Origin of the sequence: Mesorhizobium sp. B2-4-14, from assembly GCF_006442155.1 — a bacterium.
Classification (GTDB): Bacteria; Pseudomonadota; Alphaproteobacteria; order Rhizobiales; family Rhizobiaceae; genus Mesorhizobium.
This window is the reverse complement of record NZ_VFVA01000017.1, coordinates 106,209-123,798: the sequence shown is the minus strand read 5'-3', so window position 1 is coordinate 123,798 and position 17,590 is coordinate 106,209. Positions and strand designations below refer to the sequence as shown.

Sequence of the window (17,590 nt, the reverse complement as noted above, 5' to 3'; positions counted from 1 at the left end):
GACACCAATTTACAAAGCTCAATCAACGCGCAAAACAAAACCCCGCCGAAAATCGACGGGGTTCGTCAGCAGTCTGAGGGCCGCTCACGGCGGCCCTCATCCAAAATGGCTTCAGGCCGCGTGCGAGGCTTGCGTGTCCGACAAAAGCGCGTGGATCGCCGTGGCGTCTCGCGTCCCCCTGATCTTGGCCACCGTGTCGGCGTCGCGCAGCACGCGCGCGATGCGCGACAGCGCCTTGAGGTGATCGGCACCCGCCCCTTCAGGCGCCAGCAGCAGAAACACCAGATCGACCGGTTGGTCATCCAGTGATTCGAAATCGACCGGCGTTTCCAGCCGGGCGAAAACGCCGGCGATGCGCTTCACGCCGGCGAGCTTGCCGTGCGGGATGGCGATGCCGTTGCCGACGCCGGTCGAACCCAGGCGCTCACGCTGCAGGATGGTGTCGAACACCTCCCGTTCCGGAATGCCCGAAATCGCCGCCGCCCGCTCGGACAGCAATTGCAGAAGCTGCTTCTTGGAGTTCGCCTTCAACGCCGGCAAAATCGCCGGAACGCTGATAAGATCGCTCAGATCCATGCTTGAAAATCCTTGTTCGCCTGCCGCGCCAGTCCCCACCCCTCGTGCGGCTGGCTTTTATCCCTGTGCGACTTTGGTCGTGGACGGATCGATCCAGCCGATGTTTCCGTCGGGCCGGCGATAGACGATGTTGAGATGGTCGGTTCCGGCATTGCGGAAAACAACCACCGGACTGTCCTTGGTATCGAGCTCGATGACGGCCGAGGCCACCGACATGGTCTTCAGCGTCATGGTCGATTCGGCGACGATGGCCGGTGCGAAATCCTCCGGGATTTCCTCGTCGTCATCGGCAAGCGGTGCCATCACGGTATAGGCAATGTCGGTCAACTCGCCATTGCCATTGCCCGAATTGTGCGATTTCAGACGGCGCTTGTAGCGCCGAAGCCGGGTCTCCAGCCGATCGGCCGCGGCCTCGAAGGCCAGGGTCGGATCCTGGGCATCGCCGGTGGCCTGCAGCGAGGCGCCGGAATCCAGCCGGATCATGCAATCCGCCGAATAGCGCGAGCCCGATTTGATGACGGTGACGTGCCCCGCGAAGCCGCGATCGAAATATTTGCCGATCGCTTCACCGACACGATCGTTGATGCGTGTGCGGAACGCATCGCCGATATCCATGTGCTTTCCCGATATGCGCAGATTCATCTGAAAACTGACCTTCCTTGCTCAGGCTTCAAACTGGCCCGAGTTTATACTCGTGATCCGTGCGCACAAGCTTTGCGGCGTCACTCGCGCCGATTTAAATCCGAACTTTCCGGTTGATCACAAGCCGCCTTCTTGACCATCCCGGGGCCATTGTCGTGACGGACCATCCGCTAGCGGGCATCAAGCCCGTCTCATGCGGGCGGGCTTCTAGCCACTTCACCGCGCCTTGTCAATAAAGCTCGAGAGCTGTGGAAAATCGCAAGGGCCTAACGGCCGGCGCTGGCGCGCGCCCGCTTCTCGCGCCGGCGCTGCACGGAAGACGGAATATTCATGCCTTCCCGGTACTTGGCGACCGTGCGCCGGGCGATATCGACGCCGCTTTCCCTGAGCATGTCGACGATCGCGTCGTCGGACAGCACGTCGACAGATTTCTCCTCGTCGATCAGTTGCTTGATGCGGTCACGTACCGCTTCCGAGGAATGCGCGTCGCCACCGCCCGACGCGGCGATCGAGGCGGTGAAGAAATAGCGCAGCTCGAACACGCCACGCGGGGTCAGCATGTATTTGTTCGCGGTGACCCGGCTGACCGTCGATTCGTGCATGCTGATGGCATCAGCCACCGTGCGCAGGTTGAGCGGTTTCAGGTGGCGCACGCCATGGACCAGGAAGGCATCCTGCTGGCGCACGATCTCCGAGGCCACTTTGAGGATCGTCTTTGCCCGCTGGTCGAGGCTGCGCGTCAGCCAGTTGGCGTTTTGCAGGCACTCGGCCAGAAAGTCCTTTTCCGCCTGATTCTTGGCGTGCGGCGAGACCTGGGCGAAATAGATATGGTCGACCAGCACGCGCGGCAGCGTTTCGGCGTTGAGCTCGACCGTCCAGCTGCCGTCATTGGCCGCGCGCACCTCGACATCGGCGACAATGGCGTCGCTGGCGCCGCCTGAAAAAGCCATGCCCGGGCGCGGATCGAGTGCCCGGATCTCGGCCAGCATATCGAGCAAATCCTCCTCGTCGACGCCACAGATCCGCTTCAGCGCCTGGAAATCGCGCCGCGCCAGGAGTTCGAGATTGGCCACCAGGGCCTGCATCGCCGGGTCGAGGCGATCACGAACGGCAAGCTGCAGCGACAAGCATTCGGCAAGATCGCGGGCGAACAGGCCGGCCGGCTCGAAGGTCTGGCACACCGCCAGGACCCTGCCCACGGCGGTGTCGTCAGTGCCCAGACGCCTAGCGATTTCCGCAAAATCGGCCCTGGCATAGCCGCTCTCGTCCAGGCTGTCGGCGAGTTCCCCGGCGATCAGCCGCGCTGCGGGATCGGCGAAGGCGAGCGCGATCTGCTCGCCGACATGGTCGCGCAAGGTGACGGCACTCGCCGCCATGTCGCCGACGTCGAGCCCCTCGGACGAGGAGCCGCCGCCATTGCCCGAGGCCGATTTCCATTGTGCCGTCAGGTCGGGTCCGAGCCGCTCGCTGGTGCCGGGATCGTCGGGAAACAGGTTCTCAAGCGAGGTATCGAGTCTTTCCGAGATCGCCTCGGCGCTCCATCCCGCCTCGTTCTCGAACCAGTCGCCGTCGGCGGCCGCTTGCGGCTCCACCTCGGTTTTCTGCGCCTGGTCGCTGACAGCATCGTCCTGCAGCTCCGCGCGCTCCAGCAGCGGGTTGCGTTCGATCTCCTCGTCGATGAAATGCTCGAGTTCGACATGGGTGAACTGCAGCAGCCGAATCGACTGCATCAGCTGCGGCGTCATCACCAGCGACTGCGACTGTCGGAGCTGTAGTTTCGCCGCCAACGCCATGGTTCGGTTTCAAACGCCTCCTCTACGCGTCCGGACTGTCGGAAATGAATTTCGCGGCCGGCCATAGAAACTGGCCCGGCTTTTGCTTGTCAAGGCGAAGGCTAGCAAAACCCGCTTACCGGACGGTTAGCGTGGCGAAAATCGCGGAAATACAGGCGGTCACACGCAAAATCGTGACCAGGAGCGGTTCATCGATTCTACCGATGCTGAACAGCCCTAAAGCGTAAAACCCTCGCCCAGATAAAGCCGCCGCACGTCGGGGTTCGCCACCACCTCGTCGGCGCGGCCATGGGTCAGCACCTGGCCGGCATGGATGATATAGGCGCGGTCGATCAGACCGAGCGTCTCGCGCACATTGTGGTCGGTGATGAGGACGCCGATGCCGCGTGCTGTCAAATGGCGCACCAATTGCTGGATATCCGCGACAGCGATCGGATCGATGCCGGCAAAAGGCTCGTCGAGCAGCATGTAGGCCGGGCGCGTCGCCAGAGCGCGCGCGATTTCCAGGCGGCGCCGCTCGCCGCCGGAGAGCGACATGGATGGCGCCTTGCGCAGATGGCTGATGTGGAATTCCTCGAGCAGTTCGTCGAGATTGCGTTCGCGCACCTTGCGGTCCTTTTCGACCACTTCCAGCACGGCGCGGATATTCTGCTCGACGTTGAGGCCACGGAAAATCGAGGCCTCCTGCGGCAGATAGCCGATGCCGAGGCGCGCGCGACGGTACATCGGCATCGAGGTGACGTCGAAGCCGTCGATCTCGATCGTGCCTTCATCCACCGGCACCAGGCCGGTGACCATGTAGAAACAGGTTGTCTTGCCGGCGCCGTTGGGGCCGAGCAGCCCGACGGCCTCGCCGGCACGCACGCCCAGCGTGACGCCGCTGACGACCTTACGGCCCTTATAGCTCTTGGTCAGGCCCTTGGCGATCAAGGTTCCCTTGAACTTGGCCTTGTCGGCAGTGATTGTGGCCGGAGCCGAAACCTTGCCTGCGGCCCGTCCCGGAAGACGCGCCGTCAGCGACGACAGGCTGGCCATCAGGGGTTCGTCGCTCCCGATTTCGGCGGCGGCGTGATCGACATCTGGACACGCTGCCCAGCGCATGGGTCGACCTGAGCCAGCCCGCTTTTCATCTGCACGGTCAGCTTGCAGCCGACCAGGACATTGTCGTTTTGCGACAGAACGACCTTTTTGCCCGAAAGCACCAGCACCTGGCTCTTCATGTCGAAGCTACCCTGATCGCCGGTCGCGACCTGCTGATCCGACTTGATGTAGACCTTGTCGTAGATTTCCAGGTGGTCGATGTTGGCAGAGCCGGTCATCGCCGCCCCCGCGGCTTCCGTGCCCTTGGCCGCTGCGTTGGGATCCTTGATGTAATAGACCATCATCTTGCCGGCCTTCATCAGCGTCGGCCCTTGGGCGACCGTGACATTGCCCGTGAAGATGGCGACATTCTCGGCCTGCCGCACTTCAAGCTTGTCGCTCTCGATCTGGATAGGCTTGTCGCCGGCCAGTTTGAGGCCTGACACCTGACTGGTGGCACTGGACTGCGCCAGCGACGGCGTCAGGCTAAGCAGGAGCAGCGCCGAAGTTGCGGCCGCAAGCCGTGTCGAACTGTTGAGCCACATTCGCCTATTCGCCCTTTGCCTCAGCCGCCTTCAGACTGGCGGGATCGATGTTGACGCGCACCCTGTTCTCGAACACCAGGATCTTGCCATTGTCCTGGACCGACAAGGAATCCGCCGTGATCCGCGACCCGCCACGACTGACATCGACGGGATCATCCGTCTTCATAGTGCCTTTGCCCATGTCGAGGAAGACCGATTTGAACTTGGCTTGCATACCATCGGTCGTGGTTATCGAGACGTCACTGGTCAATTTCATAGTATTGCCGTTGCGATCGTAGGTGCCCTGCGAGGCCTTGACCGCCGCGACATTGTCTGGCCCGACCGGAACCTTGGCGTCTATGCCTTCGAGTTCGATGATGCCTTGCGTGCTGACATCCTGTATCGCCCGCAGGGCCGTCATCGAATAGGGCTGCTTCTGTTTGGTGAAACCGTTGAGCTTGGGATTGGCCATCACCAGCTTGCCGTTGGAAAAAGCGGTGCCTTCGGCCTGCACCGCGACGGAGACGGGCGCCGCAAGATAGGAATAGACGGGGAAGGCGACGGCGATCAACGCCGCAGCCAAGGGCACCGCGAATTTGAGCACCCGCACGCGGCGCGAATGACGCTGGGCGCGGTCGAACGCATCGCTCCGTGTCCGGCCATCCGCCGGGGGAGCCAACTCCGTCTCGGGGCTGGTCGGTTCATTCGGTCGCGCTAACATGACTGCTTTCTTCTAAAACCCTGCCCGCCCGGAGCACCGCCTATAGGTGGGATGCCAGCGCCCTCAAGCAAGCACAAGCCGACGAAACGCGCAAAAATGTGACAACTGCCGTTGTACAAACGAAAACCAGGTCAGCACAACAACCGGTACTTCATAGCAGAAATGGACGCCGTTGCGTCGTTTTTCATCGCTGCTGTTCCTCCCTTTACCTTGGGTCCGTTGCCCAGGCCAGTCACAAAATGGACAGCCTGAGGATCGGCGCGCGCGGATTGCCGCGCCATCGGGAAGACGGAACTGCTTCCCGATGTGGGCATCATGGTCTAAAAGCATCTCTTCCCGCCGATTGTGAGGCTGACCATGGCAATGAGAGCCGACGACCTGATCGACCGCCGCCGTTTGCGGCGCAAGCTGACTTTCTGGCGTGTCGCGGCCTTCGGCATCGTGGCGCTTGGGGTGATTATGCTCTCGGCCTGGCTGTACCGCGACGATTTCGGCGGGTCGACTGTCGACCATATCGCCAAGGTCAGGATCGAAGGCACCATCACCGAGGATGACGAACTGATCAAGCGGCTGGAGACTATCCGCCAGTCGTCGAAGGTAAAAGGCGTGATCCTTGCGATCGATTCGCCCGGCGGCACCACTGTCGGCGGCGAATCGATCTTTGAGGAGGTGCGCAAGGTGGCCGCCGACAAGCCTGTAGTGGCCGAAGTCGGCACGCTCGCCGCCTCGGCGGGCTATATGATCGCCAGTGCCGCCGACCACATTGTCGCCCGCAAGACCTCGATCGTCGGTTCGATCGGCGTGCTGATCCAGTATCCCGACGTCAGCGGCCTGATGGACAAGCTCGGCGTCAAGCTGGAGGAGGTGAAATCCTCGCCGCTCAAGGCCTCGCCGTCTCCCTTCAAGCCGACCAATGACGACGAGCGCGCCATGGTCCGCAAGCTCATCCTCGACAGCTATGACTGGTTCGTCGGCATCGTCGCCGAGCGCCGCAAGATGACCCATGAACAAGCGTTGGCGCTTGCCGACGGTTCGATCTTCACCGGCCGCCAGGGTGTCGCCAACGGCCTGATCGACTCCGTCGGCGGCGAGACCGAGGCCATCGACTGGCTGGCGACCAAGGGTGTCGATGCCAAACTCAAGGTGGTCGAGTGGAAGAACACCGAACGGCGCGGAGGCTTCTTCTGGTCAAAGGCCATGGTGAAAACGATCGGCGGCGCGCTCGGCCTGCCTGACTACAGCGGCGATGTCATCCACGAACTCGGCGCCGACCGCTTGTTTCTTGACGGTCTCGTTTCCGTCTGGCACCCTTGAGACGCCGCTTGGGACTGAAAAAACAAACAAAATCATCCTGATAATTTTGACCGCACGGCTTTCACGGGGACCCGTCTGATGATCAAGTCCGAACTTGTGCAGATTATTGCCACGCGCAATCCGCATCTTTTCCTGCGCGACGTCGAAAACATCGTCGGCGCGATCTTCGATGAAATCACCGACGCCCTTGCCGAAGGCAACCGGGTCGAACTGCGCGGCTTCGGCGCCTTTTCGGTGAAAAACCGCCCCGCGCGCACCGGCCGCAATCCGCGCACCGGTGAATCGGTCGAGGTCGAGGAGAAATGGGTGCCGTTCTTCAAGACCGGCAAGGAACTGCGCGAAAGGCTGAACGGCGGCAAGTAGGCGCAACATCAGCGCCAGACAGCCTTGTCCGGCCCGCTTGCGACGGAAGATATCATGCTCAATCGCTTCATGCTCATCGTGGTCTTCGTGCCTCTCGCGATCATCCTGATCGCTTTGGCCGTCGCCAACCGCGAACTCGTCGCCTTCACGCTGGACCCGTTCAACCCCGGCAATCCGAAGCTGACGCTCACCTTGCCGCTGTTCATCTTCCTGTTCCTGGCGCTGGCCATCGGCATGATCGTCGGCAGCCTGGCAACCTGGGTCAAGCAGGGCCGTTACCGCAAGCTGGCGCGTCAGCGTGGCGTCGAGGCGGAAAACCTGCGCCAGGCGGTCAGCCGCACGCCTGCGGCGCCGCAGGGACCGGTGCTGCCGAAGCCGAGCAATTGAACCGCCGGCCGGCGCCTTTCGTTTCACGGAGCTTTTCATGCTGACCATTTCGGCCGCCGAGGTCGACCGTGCGCTGACCTTTCCTGGATTGGTCGGAACGTTGCGCACCGCGTTTCGAGAGGGTGCGGTGCAGCCCGTCAGGCATCATCACGCGGTCGAACGGCCCGATGGTGCGGCCTCGACCTTGCTGCTGATGCCGGCATGGACCGATTTCAACGCCGCCGGCACCTCGGCCGGGGGGCACATCGGTGTCAAGATCGTCACCGTCTCGCCCGATAACAACGCCATCGGCAAGCCCGCCGTGATGGGTCTCTATCTTCTGCTCAACGGCAGCACCGGCGAACCGGAAGCCCTGATCGACGGCCAGCGGCTGACGCAGTGGCGGACGGCCTGCGCCTCGGCGCTCGCGGCGTCCTATCTCGCTCGTGACGATGCTTCACGCCTACTTGTGGTCGGCGCCGGCGCCCTGTCGCCGTTCCTCGCCAAGGCGCATTCGGCGGTGCGGCGGATCAAAACCATCCGCATCTGGAACCGTACCCCGGCCAATGCCGAGAAAGTCGCGGCCGATCTGCGCGCCGAGGGCTTCGCCGCCAGCGCCGCGATCGATCTCGATGCCGAGCTTGGCCAGGCCGACATCGTCTCCTCCGCGACGATCACCACCACGCCGCTTATCAAGGGCTCGCTGTTGCGGCCGGGAACCCATGTCGACCTGGTCGGCGGCTTCACCCCGACGATGCGCGAAAGCGATGACGACGCGATCGCACGCGCCCGTGTCTATGTCGACACCCGCGCCGGCGCCACCAAGGAGGCCGGCGACATCGTCCAGCCACTGGCCTCCGGCGTCCTGAAACCGGAAGCCATTATCGCCGACCTTCACGAATTGGCGCGCGGCCATAAGAAGGGCCGCGAGAGCACTGACGAGATCACGCTGTTCAAGTCGGTCGGCGCCGCGCTCGAGGACCTTGCCGCCGGCATTGCCGTTTACACGGCGCTCAAGCCGTAACACCTGCGAGCTTCTTCGCGGCCCCAGTCGTCGGCCGTTCCACAATCGCCGTTTGTTGCGCACAAGGGCATAGCTGTGGCAGAAGCGGGCCGAACCGCCGGAGATGCTGCTTCTTGAAGTCTTTTCGCGACAAACGCCGCGACGGCCGCCCGCACCAGCCGGCGAAGGGTGGGGCCGCACAGCCGCGCCCGCAGGAGAATCGGCCAGCGGTCAAAACAGACGCCAGGCCGCGCGAACCGCGTGACTTGAAACCGGATAACCAGCTTGAACCGAGGTCCGCGCCGCGCATCCTTACCCGTCGCGATGGCGCCCTGCCGGCCGAGCAGCTTCCGCTGATCCTCGAAGTGGCGCCCAACGCCGATTATGCGCTGCTCGACAGCGGCTCCGGCCAGAAGCTTGAACAATACGGCCCCTACCGCATCGTGCGGCCCGAGGGCCAGGCGATCTGGCAGAAGGCCTTGCCGGCAAAGGACTGGGAGCGTGCCGACGCCATCTTCACCGGCGATACCGACGAGGAAGGTATTGGCCGCTGGCGCTTTCCCAAGACGCCACTCGGCGAAACCTGGCCGATGAAGCATGACGGCATTGATTATCTCGGCCGTTTCACCTCGTTTCGCCATGTCGGCGTCTTTCCCGAACAGGCCTCGCACTGGGACCATATGGCCGGGCTGATCGCGGCGGCGAAGCGGCCGGTCAAGGTGCTGAACCTGTTCGGTTATACGGGGCTCGCGTCTCTCGTAGCAGCCCGCGCGGGCGCCGAGGTCACCCATGTTGACGCCTCGAAGAAGGCGATCGGCTGGGCGCGCGAAAACCAGGAGATGGCGGGGCTCGGCAACAAGCCGATCCGCTGGATCGTCGACGACGCGGTGAAATTCGCCGAACGCGAGGAGCGTCGCGGCAGCCGCTATGACATCATTCTCTTCGATCCGCCCGCCTATGGCCGTGGTCCCAAGGGCGAGGTCTGGCAATTGTTCGAGGACCTGCCGGCATTGACCGATCTCTGCCGCGCGGTCCTGACGCCGAAGCCGCTTGCCGTGGTGCTGACCGTCTATTCGATCCGCGCCTCCTTCTTTGCCATCCATGCCTTGATGCGCGACACCTTTGCCGGCATGGGCGGCAGGGTCGAATCGGGTGAGCTGATCATCCGTGAAAAGTCCGCCGGCCGGGCGCTTTCGACATCACTGTTTTCGCGTTGGGTGGCCTGAATGAACGAGCGGCACGCGGGCGCACCCGGCCAGGTGAAGGAAGTCACCAGCCTCGCCAATCCGCTCGTCAAGGACATCAAGGCACTCGCCTTGAAGAAATTCCGCGACCAGCAGAACGCCTTCATGGCGGAGGGACTGAAGCTGGTCATCGATGCGCTCGACCTGGGCTGGCAGATCAGGACCTTGGTCTTCGCCAAGGCCGGACGCGACAACCCGGCGGTGGAGAAGGTCGCCGCGCGCACGGTTGCCGCCGGCGGCACGGTGCTCGAAGTATCGGAAAAGGTGCTTGTCGCCATCACTCGCCGCGACAATCCGCAAATGGTGGTCGGCGTCTTCTCGCAGAAATTCCAGACACTGAAGGATATCCGCGCCGGCAATGGCGATGTCTGGGTGGCGCTCGACCGGGTGCGCGACCCCGGCAATCTCGGCACCGTCATCCGCACCGTCGATGCCGTCGGCGCCAAGGGTATCATCCTGGTCGGCGACACCACCGATCCTTTTTCGGTGGAGACGGTGCGCGCCACCATGGGCTCGATCTTCGCCGTGCCGGTGGCGAAGGCAACGACCGAGGCCTTCCTTGCCTGGCGCGGCGGGTTTTCAGGCCTCGTCGCCGGCACGCATCTGAAAGGCGCGGTCGACTACCGCTCGGTCGACTTTTCCCGCGGACCGGTGCTGCTGATGATGGGCAACGAGCAGCAGGGCCTGCCCGAAAGCCTGGCGGCCAGTTGCGACAGGTTGCTCAGGATTCCGCAAGCCGGCCGCGCCGATTCGCTCAATCTCGCCGTCGCCACCGGCATCATGCTGTTCGAGATCCGGCGCGGTGCGCTGAAGCTCGACCCCATCGCGGACTCCAAGTGAGGGCTATCCAACCTTGAAATCGTGGTCCCCCTACGCCCTGCTCGTCGTCGTGGCCATCGCGCTCGACCAATGGATAAAACATCTGGTCGAAGCCGGGCTGCCCTTCCAGGAAAAGCTCGATCTGTTCCCGTTCCTGGCGCTGTTTCGCACCTACAACACCGGCATCGCCTTCTCGATGTTCTCCTCCTTCGGCGACACTGGCCTGGTGGTCATCGCCGTGCTGGTCGTCGCCTTCGTACTTTATCTCGCCACCCGTACGCCGTCAGGTCATGTCGTCGCCCGCACCGGCTTTGCACTGATCATCGGCGGTGCGCTGGGCAATTTGATCGACCGCGCCGTTTACGGCCACGTCATCGATTACATCCTGTTTCACACGCCGGTTTGGTCCTTTGCCGTCTTCAACCTCGCCGACGCCCTCATTTCGGTGGGCGCGGCACTCGTCGTCTTCGACGAACTCATCGGCTGGCGGCGCGAGCCCACGCCTTCGAACGATTGACCCGACGCGGCCATCGCCGCACAGTCACCCCGACAAGCAAGCTCGCGGAGAAAAAGATGTCCGAAACCTTCAAAGCCATCCTCGTTTCGCGCGACGCCGACAAAAAGCAGTCGGTAGCCGTGACGGACCTCACCGATGCCGACCTGATGGAGGGCGACGTCACCGTCGCGGTCGAGGCGACGACGGTGAACTACAAGGATGGACTGGCCATTACCGGCAAGGCGCCGGTGGTCCGCCGCTGGCCGCTGGTGCCGGGCATCGACTTCGCCGGCACCGTCATCTCCTCTTCCAATCCCGACTGGCGCAAGGGAGACAAGGTCATCCTGAACGGCTGGGGCGTCGGCGAGACCCATTTCGGCGCCTATGCGGGGCGCGCCCGTGTCAACGGTGACTGGCTGGTGCCGCTGCCGAAAGGCATGAGCCCGCACGATGCGATGGCGGTCGGCACCGCTGGCTACACCGCCATGCTTTCTGTCATGGCGCTGGAACGGCACGGCATCCTGCCCGATCGCGGCCCCGTGGTGGTGACGGGCGCGGCCGGCGGCGTCGGTTCGGTCGCGATCTCGATCCTGTCCAGCCTCGGCTACCATGTCGTTGCGTCCACGGGCCGCAATGCCGAAAGCCCCTATCTGATCAACCTCGGCGCCGCCGAGGTGATATCGCGCGACGAGCTCAACCAGCCCGCCAAACCGCTGGCCAAGGAGCGCTGGGCCGGCGGCGTCGATTCGGTCGGCAGCCACACGCTGGCCAACGTTCTCTCGATGACCTCCTATGGCGGTGCCATCGCTGCCTGCGGCCTGGCCGGCGGCATGGACCTGCCGGCAAGTGTCGCCCCCTTCATCCTGCGCGGCGTCTCGCTGCTCGGCATCGATTCGGTGATGGCGCCGAAGACCGTGCGCCTCGAGGCCTGGCGTCGCATCGGCACCGATCTCGACTTGAAGAAGCTTGCCAACCTGTCCACGGCCATCGGCTTCGATGGCATTATCGATGCGGCACGCGATATCGTCGACGGCAAGATCCGCGGACGCGTCGTCGTCGACATGTGACCGGCCTCGCCGATCGCTGGCGGCGGACGGAATTGCCGAATCCGGTGGAGAACCCGTCGCTGCGGGAACAAAAACGCCCTATCTGCTAAAATTCGAACGATCCGCCGCAATTTTCCATAATCTCTGTCTGGCAAGGATTTCGCATGATCGCGGAATCCGGCAGCCAACGGGCGGACACTGGCGACGACGCCGATGCGGTATCCGCGCCGGCGCCGATGGCGGCACGGCGGTTTGTCGCCGCGCCACCGCTGGTACCCGAACAGCAATCGGCCAGGCAGCAAGGCCTGCCGCTCCTGACCTTCGTTGTCATCCTGGCGCTGGCGGGCCTGTCGCATCTGACCGGCGCGCCGATCTTCATCAGCCTCGCGCTGCTGGCGACCGGACTCGCTGGCCTTGCCATGCATCTACACGCCAGACGTCGCGTCCATCGTACCGCGGTGCTGTTTGACGAGACCACTGCCCGCAGCCGCGCCGAGATCGAGACGCTGGCCGACCGCATGTGGGAGATGCAGGAAAGCGAGGAGCGCTTTCGCGGTCTCATCGACGCGCTTGGCGACCTCGTCATCCACCGCGATCGCGACGGTTACATCGTCTATGCCAACAAGGTGTTCGCCGATCTGGTCGGTACCGATCAGCGCGACCTTGCCGGAAAGACGTTGGCCGAACTCGGCATCGAAGTCGGCATCGTTCCCGATGCCGCCTTTTCCGATCACGAGTGCCTGAGCTCCACCGACGTCGCCATCCGCACGCCGAGCGGCCCGCGCTGGTTCTCGTGGATCGAGCTGTCGGTGCGCGAGAAGGACAGCGGCGCGGTTTCGCATCGCGCCATCGCCCGCGACATCACCGCCCGCAAGCGCGCCGAATCCTCGCTGATTACAGCGCGCGAGCGAGCCGAATATGCCAGCCAGGCCAAATCGCGCTTCCTCGCCACCGTCAGCCATGAAATCCGCACGCCGATGAACGGCATCATGGGCATGGCGAGGCTCTTGGCCGACACCAGCCTGTCGGCGGAGCAGCAGACCTATGTCGGCGCCATCTCGACCTCCGCCAGCGCCCTGCTCGCCCTGATCGAGGACCTGCTCGACTATTCCAAGATCGAGGCCGGACGCTTCGATCCGGAACCGCAGCCCATGTCGGTGCGCGAGATCGCCGAGAACATCATCGAACTGCTGGCGGCGCGCGCCTTCGCCAAGGATATCGGCCTCGGTTGTCACGTCGAGCCGGACGTACCGCAAATGATCACCGCCGATCCGGGCCGGGTCAGGCAGGTGCTGCTCAACCTCATCGGCAACGCCATCAAGTTCACCGACAGCGGCGGCGTGCTGGTCAGCGTGGCGCGTGCCCGCACCGAGACCAGCGACCGCATCTGCTTCACCATCGCCGACACCGGTCCCGGCCTGCGCGACGAGGACATGGAGCGCATCTTCGAGGAATTCGAGCAGGCCGACGGCACGTCGACGCGCGCACATGGCGGGGCCGGTCTTGGACTTGCCATCTCCAAGCGCCTGGTGGCTGCCATGGGCGGCACGATCTCGGTCTCCAGCCGGCTTGGCCAGGGATCGGAATTCGTCTTCGAAATCCCGGCCATAGCAGCCACCGAGGCGCCACAGGGCCGGCTGAATGCCCTTGCCGGCAGGCGCGCGGTGATCCTGTCGAAGAACACCGTCGAAGCCGACGCCATCGCCCGCACCATCCGCGCCAATGGCGGTACCGCCGGGATCGCCACCACCGTGGCGCAGGCCGCGTCCTTTGCCGATGCCTGCGATGTGCTTCTGGTCGACGCGGCCATGGAAGAGAGCGACGGACGGCTGCTCAAGCGGTTGCGCCAAAGCGGCCTTTCCGATTGCGAAGCCGTCACGCTGATCGCGCCGACCGACCGCGGCATCCTTGGCGAATTCCGCGCCAGCGGCTACGCGACCTTCCTGGCCCGGCCGGTGCGCGGAGGAACACTTTTGCGTGTGCTTTTGAGCAACCATGCGTCGGCCCTGGCCCAGCCCCATCCGGAAATGCGCCGCATCCCGGCGCTTCGCGCCGCCGGCGAGCGCCAGCAGGGCCTTTCCGTGCTGATCGCCGAAGACAACGACATCAATGCCATGCTGGCGCGCGCCACGTTGTTGAAGGCCGGGCATCGCGTCAAGGTGGTCGGCAACGGCAAGGCCGCCGTCGAGGCCATCACCAGCGCCGGACATAAGCACCGCTTCGACGTGGTGCTGATGGACCTGCATATGCCGATCATGGACGGGTTGGACGCAATTGCGGCCATACGCCGCCATGAGGAGGAAACGGCCGTGGCGCCCGTGCCGATCATGGTGCTGTCAGCCGACAGCCAGGAAAAGACCCGCCATGCCGTGCTCGCCCATGGCGCCAGCGGCTTCGTGACCAAGCCGCTGGACCCGGACGCCCTGGTCACCGCTGTCGAGAGCCAGGTGGCCGCCTGAGCTGTTTTTTTCCGGCCGCGCCGCGAATGCATGTCGCCTTAAAGCGGCCCTGGTTCCGTGAGGATGACATCCATGAAAACAATGGCTTGAGGCGCGTCGCCTCGATCCGTGCGGACGCGGGGCGCCTCGACTCTGCTCACCGAACATAGCCGGTTGACCGTTTTCGCCAGCCGACGAAGTATTGCCCGCGACGGCGTATCACGGTACTGTCACAATCCTGTTGCACCTACACCGTATCCCCGTGCCAAGAGGGATGGCTCGAAGGAGAATCACTCGTGCATACAGTTATGCCGGAATGTGACACTCGGCCGAACGCCAGCAGCGCCTTGCTCGCCGGGCGTAACGTCGATTCCGTCATGAAGGGCGCAGCGCTCGGCCGTATCGGCAACCTCGAAGTGCGGCTTGCCCGCAACGAGGCCGAGATCGCGGCCGCGCAGGAAGTGCGCTACCGTGTTTTCTACGACGAGCTTGGCGCCAGGAAGGATCTGTTCCAGGCGCAGGATCGGCGTGACGCCGACCGGTTCGATCCGCTCTGCGATCATTTGCTTGTCTTCGACAATTCGATTTCCGGTCCCGAGCACCGCCGCATCGTCGGCACCTACCGCCTGCTGCGGCAAGAGATCGCGGCCGCTGCCGGAGGCTTCTATTCCGAAGGCGAATTCGAGCTGACCAAGCTCATCGCCCGTCATCCCGGCCAGCGTTTTCTCGAACTCGGCCGTTCCTGTGTTTTGCCCGAGTACCGGTCGAAGCGCACCATCGAGGCGCTGTGGCAGGGCATCTGGGCCTACATCAATCACTACGAGATCGGCGTGATGACCGGCTGCGCTTCCTTCCACGGCACCGTGCCGGCCGCGCATGCCGAGGCGCTCACCTATCTTGCCCATCACTGCCGGACCAACTCGGCCTGGGATGTGCGCGCCGTATCCGGGCGCTATTGCTCCATGGACCTTATGCCGATCGAGGCGGTCAACGCCAAGGCGGCAATCGCGGCGATGCCGCCCTTGGTCAAGGGTTATCTGCGGGTCGGCGCCCGCATCGGCGACGGCTGCGTCATCGATCGCGAATTCTCGACGGTCGACGTCTTCGTGGTGATGCCGGTCAAGGAGATCGGTGCCCGCTACGTCAACTATTATGGCGGAGAAGCGCAGCGCTTCGCGGCCTAGTGAGCAGCAGTGATAACTAGCACTGACTGACCAATCCCTAGTCACCCTTACGGAATGTCTTCCTTACGGAATGTCTTCGGGCCGCCGGCCGGGCCGGCTCTTGTAGGGCGCAAACGCCCAGCCGAAGCGCAGCGCACCACCACGCACGGCGAACGCCACGGCGAAGCCGGCCAAACCGGAGACAATCTGCGGCAATCCGGCGACATCGCCCAGGGTGAAGATGGCGGCGCCCGCCAGAGCGGCCGTGACATAGATCTCCGGCCTCAGCAGCACCGAAGGTTCCCCTGCCAGGAGATCGCGCAATATGCCGCCGAAGGTCGCGGTCAGCATGCCGGTGATGATCGAAACCACCGGCGAACCGGTGATTGCCAGCCCCTTCGCCGCGCCCATCACCGAAAAGGCTGCAAGCCCGATTGCGTCGAGCCACAGCAGCAGTTTGTAACGGGACTCGACCCGATGCGCGGTGAAGAAGACCAGGACCGCCACGATAGCGCAAATCAGCACATAGTCGCGGTTCACCACCCAGAAGACAGGCACATTGAGGATGAGGTCGCGAAAGGTGCCGCCTCCGATCCCGGTGATGCTGGCCAGAAACAAGAACCCGATAATGTCGAGCTGTTTGCGAGACGCGGCCAACGCCCCGGTCGCCGCAAAAACGGCAACGCCGGCATAATCGAGAAGGGCGATGGGATTCAAAGACATGAGGCAGTAGGCGGTGGGGATTAGGGATTGGCGTATGAATAGCACGAAGCCGTGCGATTGATACGTCTCCTTAGTTCCGTACTGCCTACTGCCTACTGCCTACTGCCTACTGCCTATTCCCTATTCCCTTACTACGCGTCCTTCTCGGCCTGCTCATTGACCGGCCCCGGCTCGACGGGTGCCTCGGCGGCGATCTTGGGTCCGCCCTTGGCGACGCCGACCATGGCCGGGCGCAGCACGCGCTCCCCGATCGAATAGCCTGGCTGCACGACCTGGACCACCGTATTGGCCGGCACATCGGGATTGGGCACTTCGAACATCGCCTGGTGGAAATTGGGATCGAACTTCTCGCCCTCCGGAGCGAGTTTCTTGACCCCATGCCGTTCCAGCGCCGACAGCATGGCGCGTTCGGTCAGGTCGACGCCTTCGATCAGTGCCTTGAAACCGGCATCACCAGATGCCTTGGCCTCGGCGGGAATGGCGTCGAGCGCGCGGCGCAGATTGTCCGACACCGACAGCATGTCGCGCGCGAAATTCGCAACCGCATAGGTGCGCGCGTCGTGCACGTCGCGCGCGGTGCGGCGGCGCAGGTTCTCCATCTCGGCCGCGACACGCAAAGCGCGGTCCTTCAGCTCTTCATTTTCCTTCAGCAGCCGCACAAGCGCTTCATAGTCGCCATCGATGCTGCCTTCCGTGCGCTCGGCATTGGCCTCGGCCGCCTCCGCTTCACTGGGCACGCGTTCGTCTTTTGCCTGGTCGCTCATCGCCGTTTCCCGTTATCTCGAATGGTCTGGATTTTGTGCCCGATATCGAGGTTCGGCGGCCAAAAATCAAGGGGTAAGCGCCCCCTGGGCCTTTGGCCGGCATTGAGTCGTGACCGGCGGTGATACTTCGATATTAATTCAAATTTTACCGTACTTGCTGGCTTTGCTTGCCACAAGGGCGTGATGCGGGAACCATTCCCTTGCTGGAGGAGTTTCGGAACCGACATAGGATTTTGAAATGATGACCCGCAACAAGGCTGAAAAGGGAGAACGACTCGCCACGGAGGTCCGGCGCCAGCTCGGTGCCGAGGCGATGACCCGTTTTTTGCGCACCTTGCCGGCTTTCCGCACCGAGGCCGACATTCCCGACCGCTTCAGGCAATTGCTCGACCGCCTCGACCGATTGGAGGATGGGGACGTAAGCTGGCGACGCCACTAAGGCTCTCGCCAGGATTCTTACGCGACAATTATGCGCGGTAATTTCGCGTGATAGTCGCCTTGCGGCGGCGGCACGC

19 protein-coding genes are annotated in these 17,590 nt (G+C 63.5%); 11 read left to right on the top strand and 8 right to left on the bottom strand.

From position 1 onward, the window contains the following. Positions 1-111 precede the first annotated feature (111 nt). The 6 genes from ptsN to lptC all read right to left on the bottom strand — a co-directional run bounded on the left by ptsN (position 112) and on the right by lptC (position 5,336). Positions 112-576 (bottom strand): PTS IIA-like nitrogen regulatory protein PtsN, encoded by a 465-nt coding sequence (gene ptsN / locus FJ938_RS16905; RefSeq protein WP_010911486.1) that lies wholly within the window; start codon positions 574-576, stop codon positions 112-114. Positions 577-633: 57 nt separating this feature from the next. Further along, positions 634-1,218, bottom strand: a complete 585-nt coding sequence (gene raiA, locus FJ938_RS16900) for a ribosome-associated translation inhibitor RaiA (protein ID WP_127279801.1) — start codon at positions 1,216-1,218, stop codon at positions 634-636. Positions 1,219-1,484: 266 nt separating this feature from the next. Then, positions 1,485-3,011, bottom strand: coding sequence for an RNA polymerase factor sigma-54 (gene rpoN / locus FJ938_RS16895; protein ID WP_140695527.1), 1,527 nt, complete (start codon positions 3,009-3,011; stop codon positions 1,485-1,487). Between the two features lie 216 nt (positions 3,012-3,227). Beyond that, positions 3,228-4,046 (bottom strand): LPS export ABC transporter ATP-binding protein, encoded by an 819-nt coding sequence (gene lptB / locus FJ938_RS16890; RefSeq protein ID WP_140609175.1) that lies wholly within the window; start codon positions 4,044-4,046, stop codon positions 3,228-3,230. Then, positions 4,046-4,636: an LptA/OstA family protein gene (locus FJ938_RS16885; RefSeq protein WP_140695524.1), complete on the bottom strand. Its 591-nt coding sequence runs from the start codon at positions 4,634-4,636 to the stop codon at positions 4,046-4,048. Before FJ938_RS16885 ends, lptB begins: the two co-directional genes overlap by 1 nt. Positions 4,637-4,640: 4 nt before the next feature. Further along, on the bottom strand, positions 4,641-5,336 hold the full coding sequence (gene lptC / locus FJ938_RS16880) for an LPS export ABC transporter periplasmic protein LptC (protein WP_140609179.1): 696 nt from the start codon (positions 5,334-5,336) through the stop codon (positions 4,641-4,643). Between the two features lie 357 nt (positions 5,337-5,693). Here lptC and sppA point away from each other — a divergent pair, with 357 nt between their 5' ends. From sppA to FJ938_RS16830, 10 genes are all read left to right on the top strand, one after another. Next, positions 5,694-6,650, top strand: coding sequence for a signal peptide peptidase SppA (gene sppA / locus FJ938_RS16875; RefSeq protein ID WP_140695521.1), 957 nt, complete (start codon positions 5,694-5,696; stop codon positions 6,648-6,650). 78 nt (positions 6,651-6,728) lie between these two features. After that, positions 6,729-7,013: an integration host factor subunit beta gene (locus FJ938_RS16870; protein WP_006200394.1), complete on the top strand. Its 285-nt coding sequence runs from the start codon at positions 6,729-6,731 to the stop codon at positions 7,011-7,013. A 54-nt stretch (positions 7,014-7,067) separates the two neighbouring features. Then, positions 7,068-7,400, top strand: a complete 333-nt coding sequence (locus FJ938_RS16865) for a DUF1049 domain-containing protein (protein ID WP_140609183.1) — start codon at positions 7,068-7,070, stop codon at positions 7,398-7,400. 37 nt (positions 7,401-7,437) lie between these two features. After that, positions 7,438-8,403 carry an ornithine cyclodeaminase family protein gene (locus FJ938_RS16860; RefSeq protein WP_140695518.1) on the top strand — a complete coding sequence of 322 codons (966 nt, stop codon included), beginning with the start codon at positions 7,438-7,440 and terminating at the stop codon, positions 8,401-8,403. A gap of 113 nt (positions 8,404-8,516) precedes the next feature. Continuing rightward, a complete protein-coding gene (locus FJ938_RS16855; protein ID WP_140695515.1) occupies positions 8,517-9,608 on the top strand; it encodes a class I SAM-dependent rRNA methyltransferase in 1,092 nt (363 codons plus the stop codon). Beyond that, complete coding sequence (locus FJ938_RS16850; protein ID WP_140695512.1) at positions 9,609-10,466, top strand: RNA methyltransferase; 858 nt, start codon at positions 9,609-9,611, stop codon at positions 10,464-10,466. It begins immediately after the preceding gene. A 13-nt stretch (positions 10,467-10,479) separates the two neighbouring features. Continuing rightward, the gene (gene lspA / locus FJ938_RS16845; protein ID WP_140695509.1) at positions 10,480-10,962 is read left to right on the top strand and encodes a signal peptidase II; all 483 of its coding nucleotides are present in this window, start codon (positions 10,480-10,482) and stop codon (positions 10,960-10,962) included. A gap of 56 nt (positions 10,963-11,018) precedes the next feature. Then, the gene (locus FJ938_RS16840) at positions 11,019-12,008 is read left to right on the top strand and encodes an MDR family oxidoreductase (RefSeq protein WP_140695506.1); all 990 of its coding nucleotides are present in this window, start codon (positions 11,019-11,021) and stop codon (positions 12,006-12,008) included. 143 nt (positions 12,009-12,151) lie between these two features. Then, positions 12,152-14,446: a PAS domain-containing hybrid sensor histidine kinase/response regulator gene (locus tag FJ938_RS16835; RefSeq protein ID WP_140695503.1), complete on the top strand. Its 2,295-nt coding sequence runs from the start codon at positions 12,152-12,154 to the stop codon at positions 14,444-14,446. Positions 14,447-14,733: 287 nt separating this feature from the next. After that, the gene (locus tag FJ938_RS16830) at positions 14,734-15,609 is read left to right on the top strand and encodes a GNAT family N-acetyltransferase (protein ID WP_181165576.1); all 876 of its coding nucleotides are present in this window, start codon (positions 14,734-14,736) and stop codon (positions 15,607-15,609) included. Positions 15,610-15,672: 63 nt separating this feature from the next. Here FJ938_RS16830 and FJ938_RS16825 read toward each other — a convergent pair whose 3' ends face one another. After that, positions 15,673-16,305 (bottom strand): trimeric intracellular cation channel family protein, encoded by a 633-nt coding sequence (locus tag FJ938_RS16825; RefSeq protein WP_140695537.1) that lies wholly within the window; start codon positions 16,303-16,305, stop codon positions 15,673-15,675. A gap of 137 nt (positions 16,306-16,442) precedes the next feature. Further along, positions 16,443-17,075: a nucleotide exchange factor GrpE gene (gene grpE, locus FJ938_RS16820; protein ID WP_140609199.1), complete on the bottom strand. Its 633-nt coding sequence runs from the start codon at positions 17,073-17,075 to the stop codon at positions 16,443-16,445. Positions 17,076-17,313: 238 nt separating this feature from the next. Here grpE and FJ938_RS16815 point away from each other — a divergent pair, with 238 nt between their 5' ends. After that, complete coding sequence (locus FJ938_RS16815; RefSeq protein WP_140609201.1) at positions 17,314-17,514, top strand: hypothetical protein; 201 nt, start codon at positions 17,314-17,316, stop codon at positions 17,512-17,514. The last annotated feature ends 76 nt before the right edge of the window (positions 17,515-17,590 follow it).